This window comes from Janthinobacterium sp. 61 (genome assembly GCF_002846335.1).
Classification (GTDB): domain Bacteria; phylum Pseudomonadota; class Gammaproteobacteria; order Burkholderiales; family Burkholderiaceae_D; genus Janthinobacterium.
Map to the genome: position 1 here is coordinate 2,762,440 of NZ_PJMQ01000001.1, position 16,152 is coordinate 2,778,591.

Genomic DNA, 16,152 nt, shown 5'->3' on the forward strand with positions numbered 1-16,152 from the left:
CAAAGGAAAATAAGCCGGCGCGCTGATGGCGCCGGCAAGCGGGACTTAAGCGCCCTTGGCGGGCAGGTTGCGGAAGAACTCCACGACTTCGGCGGTATCGCGCGTGCGCTTGAACGGTGGCAGGCTTTGCCAGATGCGCTTGCCGTACGGCTTGGAAATGAGGCGTGGATCGCAGATCATCAGCACTCCCCGGTCACCCTCGTCGCGGATCAGGCGGCCTGCGCCCTGCTTCAGGTTGATGATGGCTTCTGGCAGGGAATGATGCATGAAGCCGTTCTTGCCCTGCTTTTCCATTACTTCGATACGCGCGGCCAGCACGGGATCGTCGGGCGGCGCGAACGGCAGCTTGTCGATGATCACGAGCGACAAGGCATCGCCGCGCACGTCGACGCCTTCCCAGAAACTCTGGCTGCCGATCAGCACGCCATTGCCGGCGGCGCGGAACTGGTCCAGCAATTCCGTGCGGCCCTTGTCGCCCTGCACGAACAGGGGAAAGTTCAGACCCCGCTGCTTGAATTCATCGGCCAGGCGCTCGGCTGCGCGCTTGACGGCGCGCAAGGTGGTGCACAGGAAGAAGGTGCGTCCGCCCGCCGCCTCGATGATGGGCAGGGCGCAGTCGATGACGGCATCCGTGTAGCCCAGCGAATTGGGCTGCGGCAGGTTTTGCGGCACGAACAGCAAGCCCTGCTGGCCATAGTCGAAGGGGCTCGGCCAGGTGTGCGACGGTTCGCCCGTCAAGCCCATCTGTTCCGAAAAATGCTTGAAATCGTTCTTCACGGCCAGGGTGGCGGACGTGAAAATCCAGCTGCGCGGCGTGCCTTCGCGCTGGTTGTTGAAGATCGGCGCGATCGACAATGGTGTTTTATGCAACTGCAAAGAGCTGGAAAACGCTTCCACCCAGAACACGGCTTCTTCTCCAGCCGCCACCTTTGCCTTCGGATCAAACTTCCAGCCGCTCAGCTGCTGCGCCAGCTCGACGCCGCGCACCCGGCACTGCTCCAGGGTTTCTGCCCGTTCCGCCTGGGTTTCCAGCACGGCCACCATGCCGTCGAGCTCATCTTTGAGAGTGTCGAGCGCGGGAAAGAAGTCGCTCGACGGGGCGATCTGCGGCAGGGACAGGCGCACGATATCCTGCGGGAACGTCAGGCGCAGGTCGCGCGCCGCCTTTTCCACCACCGTGACGGTCTTGGCCCAGTCGATGCCGCGCGCATGCGCCAGGCCCTCGGCCAGCACGTCGCGGCACAATTCCAGGATGTGCGACGTCGACACCGTGTTGCCAAAGAACAAAGTGGCCGTATCGGGCAGCTGGTGTGCTTCATCGAAGATGATGGTGTTGGCCGACGGCAGCAATTCGGCCACGCCCGTGTCCTTCAGGGCCACGTCGGCAAAAAACAAATGGTGGTTGACCACCACCACGTCGGCCTGCTGCGCTTCCTTGCGGGCCTTCATGACAAAACAATCCTGATAATACTGGCACTCGGCGCCCATGCAGGTGTCGCGCGTGGACGTCACCAGATTCCAGATCATGGCGTTTTCCGGCACCTTGGCCAGTTCGGCCTTGTCGCCGGAGCTGGTCATCTTGATGAAGCGCGAGATTTCGCGCAAATGCCCCACGTCGTCTCGCGAAGTCATGCGCCCGTTCTGCAGGGTGCGTTCCAAATGATAGTGACAGACGTAGTTCGAGCGGCCCTTCAGCAAGGCCACGGAGACGGGCGCCTGCAGCGCGGCGCGCACGGTGGGGATATCGCGCAGAAATAACTGGTCCTGCAAGTTCTTCGTACCGGTAGACACGATGGTCTTGCCGCCCCACATCAGGGCCGGCACCAGGTAGGCGAAGGTTTTACCGGTACCCGTGCCCGCCTCGGCGATCAGGGTGGTCTGGCTGTCGATAGCGTGGGCGATCGCCTTGGCCATTTCCGTTTGCGAACGGCGCGGCTTGTAGCTGCCCACGGCGGGACCGAGCGGGCCGCCGGCGCCGAACAGGCGCTCGATGTCGGCATCGTGCTTGCCAGGCGCGGCCTGGACTTCGGCTGGCAGACTGGCTTGCAGATCGGCAGGCTGGCCATCTGGGCTTGCAGGCAATAAATTGTGATCGGTCAAAATATACTTAGGTGAAGGCTGGACTGGACGCTACTGGCGCCCCTCAGGCGGGAACGTCGGGCACCAACTGCATTTTCAGCAAGGTGATGTGATCCTTCAATTGCAATTTGCGCTTTTTCAGGCGGCGTAACTGCAGCTCGTCATGGTGGCCATCGAGTATCAGCAACTCGATGACGGCATCGAGGTCACGGTGCTCCACGTTGAGTTCAATCAGGCGCCGCTCTATATGCTGTGCATCGCTCATGTGTTGCGTTCCAGGCAGTGTTGGTAACAGGCGCGCGCAGCGTACGCAGGCAGCCATTGACGCCGGCATCACCGGCAAGTGTGTAGTTTAACCTGCCGCGCGCGTTAGGGCACGCCATTTCCGGCATCCCCCTGCACGGCGGTCTTAATTGGCAGGCGGCACAGGCACAGCAACGGCCGGCTTGCTGGCAGCATCCGCGGCTGCCTTGGCAGCCTTGGCCTGCGCTTCGGCCTGGCGCTCGGCCAGGCGTTGCGCTACGCGTTTCTGGCGCGCCACGGCGTCAGCCTGCTTGCGCGCATAGTCTGCCTCGCGGGCCGCGCGGCGCGGCGCTTCGGCGGCGTCGGCGGCAGCCTGTCTCGCCACCTTCGCCGCTTGCTCTGCCTCGCGCTCGGCAACACTCTTGCCTTCCGGCTTGGGCGGCGCCGGCTCGGGTGCGACGACCCTCACAGGCTTGGGCATGGCCGCAGCCCGCTTCTCGGCGTCGAGACGCGCATCTTCCTGCGTCCTGGCCAGGTCGATATCGCGCAGGCGCACGGACTCGGCCCGCTTGAAGTAGTTCGCTTCCGCGTCGACGGCGCGCAAGCGCACCAGGATCAGGCGGCGCTTTTCCTTGGCCTTGTCCAGGCAGTTATTCACGAAAAACTTGTCGTAGCACTCCAGTTCGCGCACGGCAAACTCAGCTTCCGCCGCCTCGCGCTCGCTGGCTGACTGCTTCAGCTTGGCGTCCGCTTCTTCCACCGACAGGGTGGCGGGCACCTGCGGTGCGCCGACCTCATCCAATGCCGCAGCACCCTGGTGCGCGCAGGCGGACAATGCCAGCACCAGGCCCAGCGCCGCTCCCAGCTTGTATAGTGTATTTGCCATCATGTTCATTATCCCTGCCTCAGACGATCGCGTCGGCCGCGCCGCGCTGTTCTTTTTCCATGTATTCGCGCGACTGCATCTCGATGATACGCGAAACGGTACGGTGAAACTCGTTGGCCAGCATGCCGTTCGTGTACAACTCATCAGGCGCCACTTCGGCCGACATGATCAGCTTAACTTTTTGATCATAAAACACGTCGATCAGCCAGGTAAAGCGGCGCGCTTCGGACGACTGCGCCGCCGACATGGCCGGTATGCCAGACAGTATCACCGTATGGAAGCGGCTGGCGATTTCCAGGTAATCATTTTGCGAACGGGGGCCGCCGCACAATGTAGCGAAATCGAACCAGATGATGCCGCCGGCGCGGCGCAGGCAGTGGATTTCGCGGCTTTCGATGCGGATGCGCGCGTCTTCGTCGGCCGTCTCGGCGATGCGCGCATAGGCATCGCGCAAAGCCTTGTCGGTGGCCGCACCCAGCGGCGTATAGTAACTTTCCACCTGCTCCAGCGCACGGCCGCGGTAGTCGACGCCCGCGTCGACGTTCATCACATCGAGCTTGTCCTTGAGCAGCGCGATGGTCGGCAGCATGCGGTCACGGTGCAGGCCGTCCGGATACAGCAGGTCCGGATCGTAATTCGAGGTCATGATGAAGGACACGCCATTGGCGAACAGGGCCGACAGCAGGTTGTACAGGATCATCGCGTCGGCGATGTCGGAAACGTGGAATTCATCGAAACAGATCAAGCGGTATTTCTTGGCGATGCGCTTGGCCACCTCATCCAACGGGTCGGCCACGCCTTTCAATTCATCGAGCTGCTGGTGCACGCCGCGCATGAATTCGTGGAAGTGCAAGCGCGTCTTGCGCACCAGTGGCACGACCGAATAAAAACTGTCCATCAGGAACGATTTTCCGCGCCCCACCCCACCCCACATGTACACGCCTTTCGGCACGGCAGGACGGTTGAGCAGTCGCTTGAAGGTACTCGAGCGCTGGCCCTTGTAAGCCACCCACTCGTCATAGCACAGCTGCAGGCGGTCGACCGCGCGCCGCTGGGCGGCATCGGCCTTGAAATCGCGCTTCTGCAACGCGTGCTGGTAAAACTCTTCAACGTTCATGGGATTCGATTCAACAGGGATTCTTGACATAGCGCAAACGGGCCGGCAAGGCAGAAACTGCTTTGCCGGCCCGCTGCGAAGTACCGTAGCGCTTAGAAGTTCAGCGTACGCTTATCGACGGCCAGTGCCGCTTCCTTGGTCGCTTCCGACAGGGATGGGTGAGCGTGGCAGATGCGCGCGATGTCTTCGGCCGACGCCTTGAATTCCATCGCCACGACGGCTTCGGAAATCAGTTCGGACGCCATCGGGCCGACGATGTGCACGCCGAGGATTTCATCGGTGGTCGCATCGGCCAGGAATTTCACCATGCCCGATGTGTCGCCCAATGCGCGCGCACGGCCGTTGGCCATGAACGGGAAGGTGCCGGCCTTGTAGGCGATACCTTCCGCCTTCAGGGTTTGCTCGGTCTTGCCGACCCACGCGATTTCCGGCGAGGTGTAAATCACCCACGGAATCGTGTTGAAGTTGGTGTGACCGTGCTGGCCAGCGATACGCTCGGCCACGGCAACGCCTTCTTCTTCCGCCTTGTGCGCCAGCATCGGGCCGCGCACGACGTCGCCCACTGCCCACACGTTCGGCAGGTTGGTCTTGCAATCGCCGTCGACGGCGATGAAGCCGCGTTCGTCGAGCTGCAGGCCTACCTTATCGGCACCCAGGCCATTCGTGTTCGGCGTACGGCCGATCGAAATGATCAGTTTGTCGAACACGGCTTTTTGCGCTTCGCCCTTGGCGTCCACGAATTCCACGGTGACGTCTTTCTTGCCTGGCGTGATCGCACCGATCTTGCAACCGAGGTTGATCTTCAAGCCTTGCTTGGTGAACAGCTTCGACGCTTCCTTGGCGATCTGCTCGTCGACGGCACCCAGGAAGACCGGCAGGCCTTCCAGCACGGTGACGTCGGAACCCAGGCGGCGCCAGACGCTGCCCATTTCCAGACCGATCACGCCGGCACCGATGACGCCCAGCTTGGCTGGTACGGCGTCGATGGCGAGTGCGCCCGTGTTCGACAGGATCAGTTTCTCGTCGAATGGTGCGCCCGGCAGTTCGCGTGCGTTCGAACCCGTGGCGATGACCACGTGCTTGGCCGTCAAGGTTTCGTTGGCTTCGCCCGTCACGCTGATGTCATACGTGCCAGCGGCGGCGGCAGCGAAAGCGGCGCGGCCGTGGAAGAAGGCGATCTTGTTCTTCTTGAACAGGTACAGGATGCCGTCGTTGTTTTGCTTGACGACGGTGTCCTTGCGCTTGAGCATCTGGCCCAGGTTCAGTTTCAGGCCGGCGACGTCGATGCCGTGCTCGGCGAAGCTGTGGCCCGCATGTTCGAAATGCTCGGACGATTGCAGCAGCGCTTTCGAAGGGATGCAGCCGACGTTGGTGCAGGTACCGCCAGGAGCGGCGCCGCCCTTGGCGTTCGACCACTCGTCGACGCAGGCGACGGAAAAGCCCAGCTGGGCTGCGCGGATGGCGGCGATGTAGCCGCCAGGGCCCGCACCGATGACAACTACGTCAAATTGTTTAGTACTCATGTTTTGTTATTCCAATCTCTTCGTCTGGTACGAAAATCCACAATAGAAGGTAAATCACCACGCCGAAGCCGAAGGTCAATGTAAACAGGACGAAGACGAGGCGCCAGATCCACGCTTCCATGCCGGAAGCGCGGCCCAGGCCACCACAGACGCCACCGAGCCAGCGGTCGTTGCGCGAGCGGCGCAGGCGGCTGAATTCCTGCACCAGGTCGTTCGCCGGACCGGAGCCGGATGGGCTGTCCGATTTATCCAGGTTGATATTGCCCAGGAGCTTGGCTTTCGCTTGCGCGAATTCCGCGTCGCTCAGGGCGCCCGCCAGGTGCAACTCGTGCAGACGCTTGATTTCTTCAGAGACGTTCATAGGAATCCTCTTTCATTGAGATCAGCCAGCTGCGTCTTCTGGCAAGGGTTATCAGCTACATTGCCCCGGCGGCGACGCCGGGGTGCTACAGTGCTTACAGGTCCAGCAGCAGGCGTGCAGGATCTTCCAGCGCTTCTTTCATCGCCACCAGACCCAGGACAGCTTCGCGGCCGTCGATGATGCGGTGGTCGTAGGACATGGCCAGGTAGTTCATCGGACGTACCACGATCTGGCCGTTTTCGACAACAGCGCGGTCCTTGGTCGCATGCACGCCCAGGATGGCCGATTGTGGCGGGTTGATGATCGGGGTCGACAGCATGGAGCCGAAGGTGCCGCCGTTCGAGATCGAGAACGTGCCGCCCGTCAGGTCGTCCAGGGTCAGCTTGCCTTCCTTGGCCTTCGCACCGAATTCACCGATTTTTTTCTCGATGTCGGCGATCGACAGCTGGTCCGCATTGCGGATGATAGGCACGACCAGGCCACGTGGCGAACCGACAGCGATGCCGATATCGAAGTAGCCGTGGTAGACGATGTCGTTGCCATCAACGGAGGCATTGATGATCGGGTATTTTTTCAGGGCGGCGACGGCAGCCTTGACGAAGAAGGACATGAAGCCCAGCTTGACGCCGTGCTCTTTCTCGAACTTGTCCTTGTACTTGTTGCGCAGGTCGATGACCGGCTGCATGTTCACTTCATTGAACGTGGTCAGGATGGCGTTCGTCGATTGCGATTGCAGCAGGCGCTCGGCGATACGCGCGCGCAGGCGGCTCATCGGCACGCGCTCTTCCGGACGGTCGCCCAGGCTCGCAGCCGATGGCGTGGCAACTTGCTGCAGCGCTGGCTTGGCAGCGGCTGGCGCCAGTGGCGCGACAGCTGGCTTGGCGGAAGCGGCCAGGGCGTCGCCCTTGGTCACGCGGCCATCTTTGCCGGAACCGGCGACGTCGCCAGCGGACAGGCCTTTTTCCGACAGGATCTTGGCGGCGGCAGGCATGGCGACATCGCCTTTGCTTGCAGCAGCTGGGGCGGACGCGGTAGCGGCGTCTTGCGCGGCGGCAGCCAGGGCTGGCGCAGGAACAGCGGATACTTCCATCGGGCTGACCTTGGCCGAGCCGTCGGTGTCGATGATGGCGATGACTTCGCCGGCGACGACGGTAGCGCCGTCAGCCTTGATGATCTGCACGATCACGCCAGCGGCGGGCGCCGGCAGTTCCAGAACCACTTTGTCGGTTTCGATATCGATCATGTTTTCGTCGCGCGCGACTGGCTCGCCGACTTTCTTGTGCCATGCGAGCAGGGTCGCTTCTGCTACCGATTCCGACAACTGGGGAACTTTGACTTCGATTTGTGCCATGTAAAACTCCGTTTATTTTGTTATTGCGGCGCCGCCCCTGCGTAGCAAGGGCGGCGCTCCGTCACGATGTATGCGAACAAGCGCCATGCATAGACATGGCGCCCGCTATCCTGCCAATTACTTGGTCAGGATAAAACCCTTCAGCTTCGAGAATGCCGTTTCCAGCAGATCTTTTTGCTGTGCGTAGTGCTTGTCATAGTAACCGACAGCAGGCGACGCCGAAGCAGGACGGCCGGCGTAAGCCAGACGCTGACCCGATTCCAGGCCTTCGAAGATGTTGTGCTGGATCTGGAACCAGGCGCCCTGGTTTTGCGGCTCGTCCTGGGCCCATACGACTTCAACCAGGTTCGGGAACTTCTTCAGTTCAGCAGCGAACGACTTGTGCGGGAACGGATACAGCTGTTCCAGGCGCACGATGGCCGTGTCGGTCTGGCCGCGTGTCTTGCGTGCATTGACCAGGTCGTAGTAGACCTTGCCCGAGCAGGCGACGACGCGCTTGACTTTCTTGGCGTCGATTTTGTCGTCGACTTCGCCGATGACGGTCTGGAAACCACCCTTGGCCAGGTCGGTCAGTGGCGAACCGGCATCCTTGTTGCGCAACAGCGACTTCGGCGTCAGGATGACCAGCGGCTTGCGGAACTGGCGCACCATCTGGCGGCGCAGCAAATGGAAGATCTGCGAAGCCGTCGTCGGCTGCACCACTTGCATGTTGTTGTCTGCGCACAGTTGCAGGAAACGCTCAGGACGCGCGGACGAGTGCTCAGGACCCTGGCCTTCGTAGCCGTGCGGCAGCATCATGACCAGGCCAGAGGCGCGGCCCCACTTCACTTCGCCGGAGCTGATGAATTGGTCGATTACCACTTGCGCGCCGTTTGCGAAGTCGCCGAACTGGGCTTCCCAGATCGTCAAGGTGTTCGGCTCGGCAGTCGAGTAGCCGTATTCGAAGGCTAGTACGGCTTCTTCGGACAGCACCGAGTCGATGACGGTGAACGGCGCCTGGTTGTCCGAGACGTTTTGCAGCGGAATGTAGGTACCTGCATCCCAGCGCTCGCGGTTCTGGTCATGCAACACGGCGTGACGGTGCACGAAGGTGCCGCGGCCGGCGTCCTGGCCCGTCAGGCGGATGGCGTAGCCGGACGATACCAGCGATGCGTAGGCCAGGTGTTCGCCCATGCCCCAGTCCAGATTCATTTCGCCACGGCCCATGGTGCCACGGTCGCCCAGCACTTTTTCAACCAGCGAGTGGACCTTGAAGTCTTCCGGCACGGTGGTGATGCGGGTAGCCAGACGTTTCAGTTCCGTCATCGGCACGGCGGTGTCGGCCGAATCGGTCCATTTCTTGTTCAGGAACGGCAGCCAGTCGACGGCGTACTTGTTCTTGAAGTTAGAGATGACTGGATCGACGGTATGCTTGCCGGCGTCCATGGCGTCGCGGAAAGCGGCCACCATCTTGTCGCCGCCATCGGCAGGGATCACGCCTTGCGCTACCAGTTTGTCCGCGTACAGCTTGCGGGTGCCTGGATGCTGGCCGATCTTCTTGTACATCAGTGGCTGCGTCAGTGCCGGCGTATCTTGCTCGTTGTGGCCAAGTTTACGGTAGCAGATGATGTCGAGGACGATGTCCTTCTTGAATTCCATGCGGTAGTCGAGCGCAATCTGCGTCGCCAGCACCACGGCTTCGGGATCATCGGCATTGATGTGCAGGACCGGTGCCTCGATCATCTTGACGACGTCCGAGCAGTACAGGGTCGAGCGTGCATCGCGCGGGTCCGAGGTGGTGAAACCGATCTGGTTGTTGATCACGATATGCACCGTGCCGCCCGTATGGTAGCCACGGGTTTGCGCCAGATTCAGCGTTTCCATCACGACACCCTGGCCGGCGAAAGCAGCATCGCCGTGCACCAGGATAGGCAGCACTTGCGCGCCCTGCGCGTCGCCGCGGCGATCCATGCGGGCCTTGACGGAACCTTCGACCACAGGGTTGACGATTTCCAGGTGCGAGGGGTTGAACGCCAGCGACAGGTGGACCGGGCCGCCTGCGGTGGAGATGTCCGACGAGAAGCCTTGATGGTACTTCACGTCGCCGGCAGGCAGGTCGTCGCCATGCTTGCCTTCGAATTCTTCGAACAGTTCCTGCGGCGCCTTGCCCAGGGTGTTCACCAGCACGTTCAGGCGGCCGCGGTGGGCCATGCCGATAACGATTTCCTGCACGCCTTTTTCGCCGGCGCGCTGAATGGTTTCATCCATCGAGGCGATGAAGGTTTCGCCGCCTTCCAGGGAGAAGCGCTTCTGGCCCACGTAACGGGTGTGCAGATAGCGTTCCAGGCCTTCAGCCGCGGTCAGGCGGTCGAGGATGTGGATTTTTTTCTCTGGGGTGAAATTCGGGGTGGAGCGGATCGATTCCAGCTTCTCTTGCAACCAGCGCTTTTCGGCCGGATCGGAGATGTACATGAATTCGGCACCGATCGAACGCGTGTAGGTGTCGCGCAGATAGTTCAGCAGATCGCGCAGGGTGGCGGTCTCGGGGCCAAAATAGGTATTGCTGATGTTGAACACGGTGTCCATGTCCGCGTCGGTGAAACCGTAGAAGCTCGGCTCGAGCTCAGGGATCATCGGACGTTCCTGGCGTTGCAGTGGATCCAGATTGGCCCAGTGCGAACCGAGGTAGCGGTAAGCGGCGATCAGTTGCGTTGCAGCAACACGTTTGCGGCCCATTTCAGCATCGAAGGAAGCGGTCACCGTACGGATCGGACCTGCTTTTGCGCGCTCGGCGAACGAGGCGACGACGGAGGCATGCGCCACGTCAGGCTTGTTGCTGCCATCGACTGCAGGCACATGCTGCATAGCGTCGAAATAGGCGCGCCAGTTATCCGGCACCGAGCCTGGATTGTTCAGATACGCCTCGTACAGGTCTTCCACGTACGGAGCATTCCCACCGAACAGGTAGGAGTTGGTCGTTAATTGCTGCATATATTGCTCACCTTTCTTCGCGCTTCGCGAGGAATTAGCGGGTTAATCTAACCTTCCGCGACACGGCCTGACCGGTTAGCGGATTGCACATCAAGTTGTGGGGAAGGGCTTTTTTATTGCACCAGCATTCTGCATACCGTCATTTAGAATAGCACGCGGTATTGTAACGCAACAACCACTAGTTGAATTTTATTTGGCAAGCAAATGTAAGCCGTGTTGTTGATTTTCCCGGGCTTGCAGCCCGTTTCTGTTGCGCTTAAGCGATTCCGCCGCCAGCACCGGCGCGACGCTGGCGCGCAAGTGGTCTGACTGATAACGGCGGCGCCCCGATGGCCGCCAGCCAATCGGCATCGCCCGCAAACCACTCCACCAGGAAGTCGAGCATGGTGCGCAGCAGGGGCGACATGTGCTGGCGCGAGGTATAGATGCCGTAGATACCCATATCTTGCGGCACATAAGCAGGCAGCAGCTCCACCAGCTGTCCGCTGGCGATCAGCGGTGCGGCCGAATAGCGCGGCTGCATGGCGATGCCCGCCCCCGCCACCGTCGCCACCAGCAGGACCAGCGATTCATTTGCCGACAGGCGGCCACTGACGGGGACAGTGAGCGCTTCCCCGTCGTGCGTGAATTGCCACAGGCTCTTGCCAAAATACGTATACGTCAGACAATTATGCAGGGCCAGGTCTTCCGCCCGGCGCGGCGTGCCGTGCGCAGCCAGATACGATGGTGCGGCGCACACCACCGACGCGCAACTGGCCAGCTGGCGCGCGATCAGATTCGGCTCGAGCGCGTTCGTGATGCGGATCGCCAGGTCGATGCGCTGCTCCACCAGGTTGACGGCGCGGTTCTCCATCTGCAGGTCGACGGCGGCGCGCGGGTAGCGCCGCAGGTAAGCGGTCACTGCGCCAGCGAGCGCCGTCTGCGCCAGCGATTGCGAACAGGTGATGCGCAGCAAGCCATGTGGCGTATCGAGGCCTTCGGGCGAGGTGACGGCCATGGCGCCGGCCACTTCCAGAATCTGCCGGCAGCGCGCCAGGGTAGCCTCGCCTGCGTCCGTCAAGCTCAAACGGCGTGTGGTGCGATGCAGCAGACGCGCGCCCGCCCACTGCTCCATCTCGGCCAGGTAGCGCGTCACCATGGCGCGCGACATATCGAGCGCCTCGCTGGCGGCCACCATGCTGCCCCGTTCGGCGATAGCGACAAATACTTGTGCGGCGGTGATGCGGTCCATGCGGGCACTCCCTTGATTCGTTCGATCCATGCAACTAAGTATTGCAATCTACCCTATTTCTCGCGCCTGGTCGAAAGGATAATATGCGGGAGAGTATCCAATGCAGAAAGAACAATATGCTTGCACGTGCAGCCCTCTCCTTCCGCGCGCTGGACACCTTCCAGCTGGAGGTGCTTGGATGCGCACCGTCCACTTCCCTGCTGCTGAGTGGCGCGGACGACGCCATCCTCGTCAACACCCAGTTCCTGCGCGACGATGCGGCGCAGTTAGCGCACACCATCGCCGCCAGCGGCAAGCGCCTCACCACCATCTATATCAGCACCGCCGACCCGCAAGCCTATTTCGGCCTGGGCGTGCTGCAGGCAGCCTTTCCGGATGCCCACATCCTCGCCAGCGGCACCACGGTCGAGGCGATCCGCCGCCAGGCCGGTGCCAGGGTCGCCCACTGGGGCGGCATCCTCAAGCACAATGCGCCGCGCTGCATCGTCCTGCCCCGGCCCTATGATGGCACCAGCCTGCAACTCGAAGGGCGGCAAGTCGCACTGCACCACCTGGAAGCAGCGCTGGACTGAGCCTGGACCAGCTGCCTTACATGGCAGCCAGGAAGCGCTCATACTCTTGCGCGCTGCGCGCCAGCCGCTCGCCATAGCCCGCTTCCTTCGGTCCGTCTTCCGCACCGTAGAAGGCAAAGAAGCGGCGGTTGTCGGCGCCGATATACGCCAGGGTGACATCGAACGGCGCCAGCAACTGCGCCAGGGTAACGTTCCACTTGCCTTGCTGCGTAAAGTCTTCCTGCCGGATGCCAGCCGTGACGGCCAGCGCCACCTTGCGGCCCTGGAAGGCATCGCCGCCGGTGCCGTAGGCCCAGCCATACGCCAGCACGTCATCGAGCCACCGCTTCAGCAAGGGCGGGCAGTTGAACCAGTACAGGGGAAACTGCAAGACCACATGGGCGTGCGCTTCCACCAGCGCCTGCTCCCGCGCCACATCGATATTCCCGTCCGGATAAGCCTGCTGCACGTCGTGGATGGTGTAGCGGTCGGGATACTGCGCCAACTCCTGCAGCCAGCGCTTGTTCGCCACCGAAGTATCGATGGAAGGATGGAAGACGATAACGAGGGTTTTCTTCATGCTGCTTTCCTGAGTAAGGGATGGATGCACCGGCCCTGCCTTCCAAGGAAAGCAGGCAAGCCGGTACCCTGCCCCGTGGCGCGCAGCATGTGGCCGCGCGCCTCCAGAGGCAGAAACAGCATAGCCATAGTGAGTACTTATAACAAGTACGCACATTAACTGCATATACAGTAAGAAAAGTAAGTAACTTAGACGTTAGAAAGTAGCCCGCCATCCACATCCGGATCAGACTGGCCGGTGCCGCTCACCCCACTCGCACAGGGTATGGAGCACGGGAATCAGCGAGGCGCCCTTGCTTGAGAGGGAGTATTCGACCTTGGGCGGCACTTGGGGATACTCCTTGCGGACGATCAGCGCATCGGCCTCGAGCTCCTTCAGGACGACGCTGAGGGTCTTGAAGGCGATGCCACCGAGATGGCGCTTGAGTTCGTTATGCCGCAGCACCGTGTTTTCCGCGAGCGCGTACAGGATCAGCATTTTGTATTTGCCACCGATCAGCGACAAAGTGTAGCCAAATGCCGTATCGCCCAGGGCAACGCCGCTGGGGGCGCATGTTTCTTCGTTCATCGCGTTGTGCTTCTCGGTTCTCAGGGTTGAGCCTCACAGCCTAGCAGCTTTGCGTTGCGTCAGCCATGCCAGGCGCATATAAAAAAAAGCGAGCCATCAGGCTCGCTTTTTTGCGCCGGGCAGCAAAGCCCGGCAGGAACAATACGCGGTAACTTAAGCGCGCTTGTCCAGTGGCAGTACTTCGCGGGTCGTCGAACCGACGAACAGCTGACGCGGACGGCCGATTTTCTGTTCCGGATCGGCGATCATTTCGTTCCACTGGGCGATCCAGCCGATGGTGCGGGCCATGGCGAAGATACCGGTGAACAGCGACACAGGGATGCCCAGCGCCGATTGCACGATACCCGAGTAGAAGTCGACGTTCGGGTACAGTTTGCGCGAAACGAAGTAGTCGTCGTTCAATGCAATCTTTTCCAGTTCCATCGCCAGCTTGAACAGCGGGTCGTCTTGCAGGCCCAGCTCTTGCAGCACTTCGTAGCAGGTTTCACGCATCAGCTTGGCGCGTGGATCGAAGTTCTTGTACACGCGGTGGCCAAAGCCCATCAGCTTGACGCCGGAGTTCTTGTCCTTGACTTGCTCGATGAAGGCAGGGATGTTCTCGACGGTGCCGATTTCCTTCAGCATGTTGAGTGCCGCTTCGTTGGCGCCGCCGTGAGCAGGGCCCCACAGGCAGGCGATGCCGGCAGCGATACAGGCGAACGGGTTGGCGCCCGACGAACCGGCCAGGCGGACGGTCGAGGTCGATGCGTTTTGCTCGTGATCTGCATGCAGGATCAGGATGCGATCCAGGGCGCGCACCAGCACGTCGTTGACCTTGTACTCTTCGCACGGGTTGGCGAACATCATGTGCATGAAGTTGGCGCTGTACGACAGGTCGTTGCGTGGGTACACGAACGGCTGGCCGACCGAGTACTTGTAGGTCATGGCGACCAGTGTTGGCATCTTGGCGATCAGGCGGATGGCCGACACTTCGCGGTGACGCGGGTCGTTGATGTCCAGCGAATCATGGTAGAACGATGCCAGCGCGCCGACGGTGCCCACCAGGACCGACATCGGATGCGCATCGCGGCGGAAGCCACGGAAGAAGAATTGCATCTGTTCGTGCACCATCGTGTGCTTGGTGACGGTGTCGACGAACTTGGCTTTCTGCGCCGCGTTCGGCAGTTCGCCGTTCAGCAGGAGGTAGCACGATTCCATGAAGTCGGCGTTGACGGCCAACTGTTCGATCGGATAACCACGGTACAGCAGCTCGCCCTTGTCGCCGTCGATATAGGTGATCGACGAGTTGCAGGCGGCCGTCGACATAAAGCCTGGGTCGTAGGTGAACTTGCCGCTACCGGCGTACAGTTTGCGGATGTCGATGACGTCCGGGCCAACCGTGCCTTTGTAGATTGGAAATTCAAGCGATGGGCTGCCATCGGAGAACGACAGGGTAGCTTTTGTGTCAGAGATATTCATGGGCTCTTCCTTCTCGGGAGTGAGTCGAAATTAAAATCAAAAATTCTGGCTGCAATTCGCACAGCAATTCGGCAGTGCTACAGCGCGCCACTCGCACCGTTTGCAATATATCGCCCAGGCGTCTAGGCAATGCGCAGTCGTTGCAGCAGTGCGCGCACATGCGGCAGATCGACTTCGCCTTCCGGCTCTTTACGGGCCAGTACCAGATCCATTAACGCATTGTCCGATAAATCCAGCAAACGCGTCAGCGCGTCAACTTCTTCATCGGTCAATTCGGTTTCATACGCATCGAGAAAACGGGTCAGGATAATGTCGTTTTCCAGCAGGCCACGGCGTGAACGCCAGCGCAGGCGGGCGCGGTTGGCCGGGTCGGCCTGATGCGAGGACAAAATTGATTCTGTCATTTGGTTTACCACTTTACGTGTGCCTTGCGGCACGGTGCTGCTATGCAGGCGCCGCCCGCAGGCAAGAGAGGATACCCTCTTCCCGCAAACGGCGCCCGGCGGACGCGATCAGACGAATCAGATCGCGCGGCGGACCATCAATTCCTTGATCTTGCCGATCGCCTTGTTCGGGTTCAACCCTTTCGGGCAGACGTCGACGCAGTTCATGATCGAATGGCAGCGGAACAGGCGGTACGGGTCTTCCAGGTTGTCCAGACGCGCACCAGTGGCTTCGTCGCGCGAATCGGCGATGAAGCGGTAGGCTTGCAGCAGACCGGCCGGGCCGACGAATTTGTCCGGATTCCACCAGAACGACGGGCACGACGTGGAGCAGCAAGCGCACAGGATGCACTCATACAGACCATCGAGTTCTTCGCGCTGTTCCGGCGACTGCAGGCGCTCTTTTTCAGGCGGGATCGAATCGTTGATCAGGAAAGGCTTGATCGAATCGTACTGCTTGAAAAATTGCGTCATGTCGACGATCAAATCGCGAATGACTGGCAGACCTGGCAACGGACGCAGCACGATAGGCTCGGACAGCTCGTTCAGGTTGGTGGTGCATGCCAGGCCGTTCTTGCCGTTGATGTTCATCGCGTCCGAACCGCACACGCCTTCGCGGCACGAGCGGCGCAGGGCCAGCGAGTCATCGACGTCCGCCTTGATGCGCTGCAGTGCGTCGAGCAGCATCTTGTCGGTGTCTTTCAGTTCGACCGTCAGGTCTTGCATGTACGGCTTGGCATCCTGGTCAGGATCGTAGCGGTAGATTTTGAATTTAAGAGTGCGTGCCATGGT

Annotated in this window: 15 protein-coding genes; 1 reads left to right on the top strand and 14 read right to left on the bottom strand. The window is 61.0% G+C overall.

Annotated elements, in window-relative coordinates; genetic code table 11:
* Positions 1-45 precede the first annotated feature (45 nt).
* From CLU92_RS12720 to CLU92_RS12760, 9 genes are all read right to left on the bottom strand, one after another.
* Positions 46-2,100, bottom strand: a complete 2,055-nt coding sequence (locus CLU92_RS12720; protein ID WP_373917941.1) for an ATP-dependent DNA helicase — start codon at positions 2,098-2,100, stop codon at positions 46-48.
* Between the two features lie 43 nt (positions 2,101-2,143).
* Positions 2,144-2,344: a YdcH family protein gene (locus tag CLU92_RS12725; RefSeq protein WP_010399897.1), complete on the bottom strand. Its 201-nt coding sequence runs from the start codon at positions 2,342-2,344 to the stop codon at positions 2,144-2,146.
* Between the two features lie 144 nt (positions 2,345-2,488).
* Positions 2,489-3,211 (bottom strand): hypothetical protein, encoded by a 723-nt coding sequence (locus CLU92_RS12730; RefSeq protein ID WP_101484655.1) that lies wholly within the window; start codon positions 3,209-3,211, stop codon positions 2,489-2,491.
* A gap of 16 nt (positions 3,212-3,227) precedes the next feature.
* Positions 3,228-4,325, bottom strand: a complete 1,098-nt coding sequence (zapE, locus tag CLU92_RS12735) for a cell division protein ZapE (RefSeq protein WP_101482182.1) — start codon at positions 4,323-4,325, stop codon at positions 3,228-3,230.
* A 92-nt stretch (positions 4,326-4,417) separates the two neighbouring features.
* Complete coding sequence (lpdA, locus tag CLU92_RS12740) at positions 4,418-5,848, bottom strand: dihydrolipoyl dehydrogenase (protein ID WP_034752057.1); 1,431 nt, start codon at positions 5,846-5,848, stop codon at positions 4,418-4,420.
* Positions 5,838-6,209, bottom strand: coding sequence for a PspC domain-containing protein (locus tag CLU92_RS12745; RefSeq protein WP_101482183.1), 372 nt, complete (start codon positions 6,207-6,209; stop codon positions 5,838-5,840). The genes lpdA and CLU92_RS12745 overlap by 11 nt, the downstream gene beginning before the upstream one ends.
* A gap of 94 nt (positions 6,210-6,303) precedes the next feature.
* Positions 6,304-7,560: a 2-oxoglutarate dehydrogenase complex dihydrolipoyllysine-residue succinyltransferase gene (gene odhB / locus CLU92_RS12750; RefSeq protein WP_101482184.1), complete on the bottom strand. Its 1,257-nt coding sequence runs from the start codon at positions 7,558-7,560 to the stop codon at positions 6,304-6,306.
* Positions 7,561-7,677: 117 nt separating this feature from the next.
* The gene (locus CLU92_RS12755) at positions 7,678-10,530 is read right to left on the bottom strand and encodes a 2-oxoglutarate dehydrogenase E1 component (protein WP_101482185.1); all 2,853 of its coding nucleotides are present in this window, start codon (positions 10,528-10,530) and stop codon (positions 7,678-7,680) included.
* Positions 10,531-10,786: 256 nt separating this feature from the next.
* On the bottom strand, positions 10,787-11,761 hold the full coding sequence (locus tag CLU92_RS12760) for a LysR family transcriptional regulator (protein WP_243857984.1): 975 nt from the start codon (positions 11,759-11,761) through the stop codon (positions 10,787-10,789).
* A 116-nt stretch (positions 11,762-11,877) separates the two neighbouring features.
* Between CLU92_RS12760 and CLU92_RS12765 the strand changes: the two genes are divergently transcribed.
* On the top strand, positions 11,878-12,333 hold the full coding sequence (locus CLU92_RS12765; protein ID WP_101482186.1) for a hypothetical protein: 456 nt from the start codon (positions 11,878-11,880) through the stop codon (positions 12,331-12,333).
* 16 nt (positions 12,334-12,349) lie between these two features.
* Here CLU92_RS12765 and CLU92_RS12770 read toward each other — a convergent pair whose 3' ends face one another.
* The 5 genes from CLU92_RS12770 to CLU92_RS12790 all read right to left on the bottom strand — a co-directional run bounded on the left by CLU92_RS12770 (position 12,350) and on the right by CLU92_RS12790 (position 16,149).
* Positions 12,350-12,892: an NAD(P)H-dependent oxidoreductase gene (locus tag CLU92_RS12770; RefSeq protein WP_101482187.1), complete on the bottom strand. Its 543-nt coding sequence runs from the start codon at positions 12,890-12,892 to the stop codon at positions 12,350-12,352.
* 225 nt (positions 12,893-13,117) lie between these two features.
* Positions 13,118-13,459, bottom strand: a complete 342-nt coding sequence (locus tag CLU92_RS12775) for a helix-turn-helix domain-containing protein (RefSeq protein WP_101482188.1) — start codon at positions 13,457-13,459, stop codon at positions 13,118-13,120.
* Between the two features lie 153 nt (positions 13,460-13,612).
* Entirely contained in the window at positions 13,613-14,917 is a 1,305-nt protein-coding gene (gltA, locus tag CLU92_RS12780) for a citrate synthase (RefSeq protein WP_101482189.1), read from the bottom strand.
* Between the two features lie 122 nt (positions 14,918-15,039).
* Complete coding sequence (locus CLU92_RS12785) at positions 15,040-15,321, bottom strand: succinate dehydrogenase assembly factor 2 (RefSeq protein ID WP_034752073.1); 282 nt, start codon at positions 15,319-15,321, stop codon at positions 15,040-15,042.
* A gap of 117 nt (positions 15,322-15,438) precedes the next feature.
* The gene (locus CLU92_RS12790) at positions 15,439-16,149 is read right to left on the bottom strand and encodes a succinate dehydrogenase iron-sulfur subunit (RefSeq protein ID WP_034752075.1); all 711 of its coding nucleotides are present in this window, start codon (positions 16,147-16,149) and stop codon (positions 15,439-15,441) included.
* Positions 16,150-16,152: the final 3 nt, after the last annotated feature.

Excerpts from the sequence above, each read along its gene's own strand:
- CLU92_RS12725 (WP_010399897.1), bottom strand. The coding sequence starts at position 2,344 with ATGAGCGATGCACAGCATATAGAGCGGCGCCTGATTGAACTCAACGTG.
- CLU92_RS12770 (WP_101482187.1), bottom strand. The coding sequence starts at position 12,892 with ATGAAGAAAACCCTCGTTATCGTCTTCCATCCTTCCATCGATACTTCG.
- lpdA (WP_034752057.1), bottom strand. The coding sequence starts at position 5,848 with ATGAGTACTAAACAATTTGACGTAGTTGTCATCGGTGCGGGCCCTGGC.
- CLU92_RS12730 (WP_101484655.1), bottom strand. The coding sequence starts at position 3,211 with ATGATGGCAAATACACTATACAAGCTGGGAGCGGCGCTGGGCCTGGTG.
- odhB (WP_101482184.1), bottom strand. The coding sequence starts at position 7,560 with ATGGCACAAATCGAAGTCAAAGTTCCCCAGTTGTCGGAATCGGTAGCA.
- CLU92_RS12785 (WP_034752073.1), bottom strand. The coding sequence starts at position 15,321 with ATGACAGAATCAATTTTGTCCTCGCATCAGGCCGACCCGGCCAACCGC.
- gltA (WP_101482189.1), bottom strand. The coding sequence starts at position 14,917 with ATGAATATCTCTGACACAAAAGCTACCCTGTCGTTCTCCGATGGCAGC.
- zapE (WP_101482182.1), bottom strand. The coding sequence starts at position 4,325 with ATGAACGTTGAAGAGTTTTACCAGCACGCGTTGCAGAAGCGCGATTTC.
- CLU92_RS12765 (WP_101482186.1), top strand. The coding sequence starts at position 11,878 with ATGCTTGCACGTGCAGCCCTCTCCTTCCGCGCGCTGGACACCTTCCAG.
- CLU92_RS12760 (WP_243857984.1), bottom strand. The coding sequence starts at position 11,761 with ATGGACCGCATCACCGCCGCACAAGTATTTGTCGCTATCGCCGAACGG.
- CLU92_RS12755 (WP_101482185.1), bottom strand. The coding sequence starts at position 10,530 with ATGCAGCAATTAACGACCAACTCCTACCTGTTCGGTGGGAATGCTCCG.
- CLU92_RS12775 (WP_101482188.1), bottom strand. The coding sequence starts at position 13,459 with ATGAACGAAGAAACATGCGCCCCCAGCGGCGTTGCCCTGGGCGATACG.
- CLU92_RS12790 (WP_034752075.1), bottom strand. The coding sequence starts at position 16,149 with ATGGCACGCACTCTTAAATTCAAAATCTACCGCTACGATCCTGACCAG.
- CLU92_RS12745 (WP_101482183.1), bottom strand. The coding sequence starts at position 6,209 with ATGAACGTCTCTGAAGAAATCAAGCGTCTGCACGAGTTGCACCTGGCG.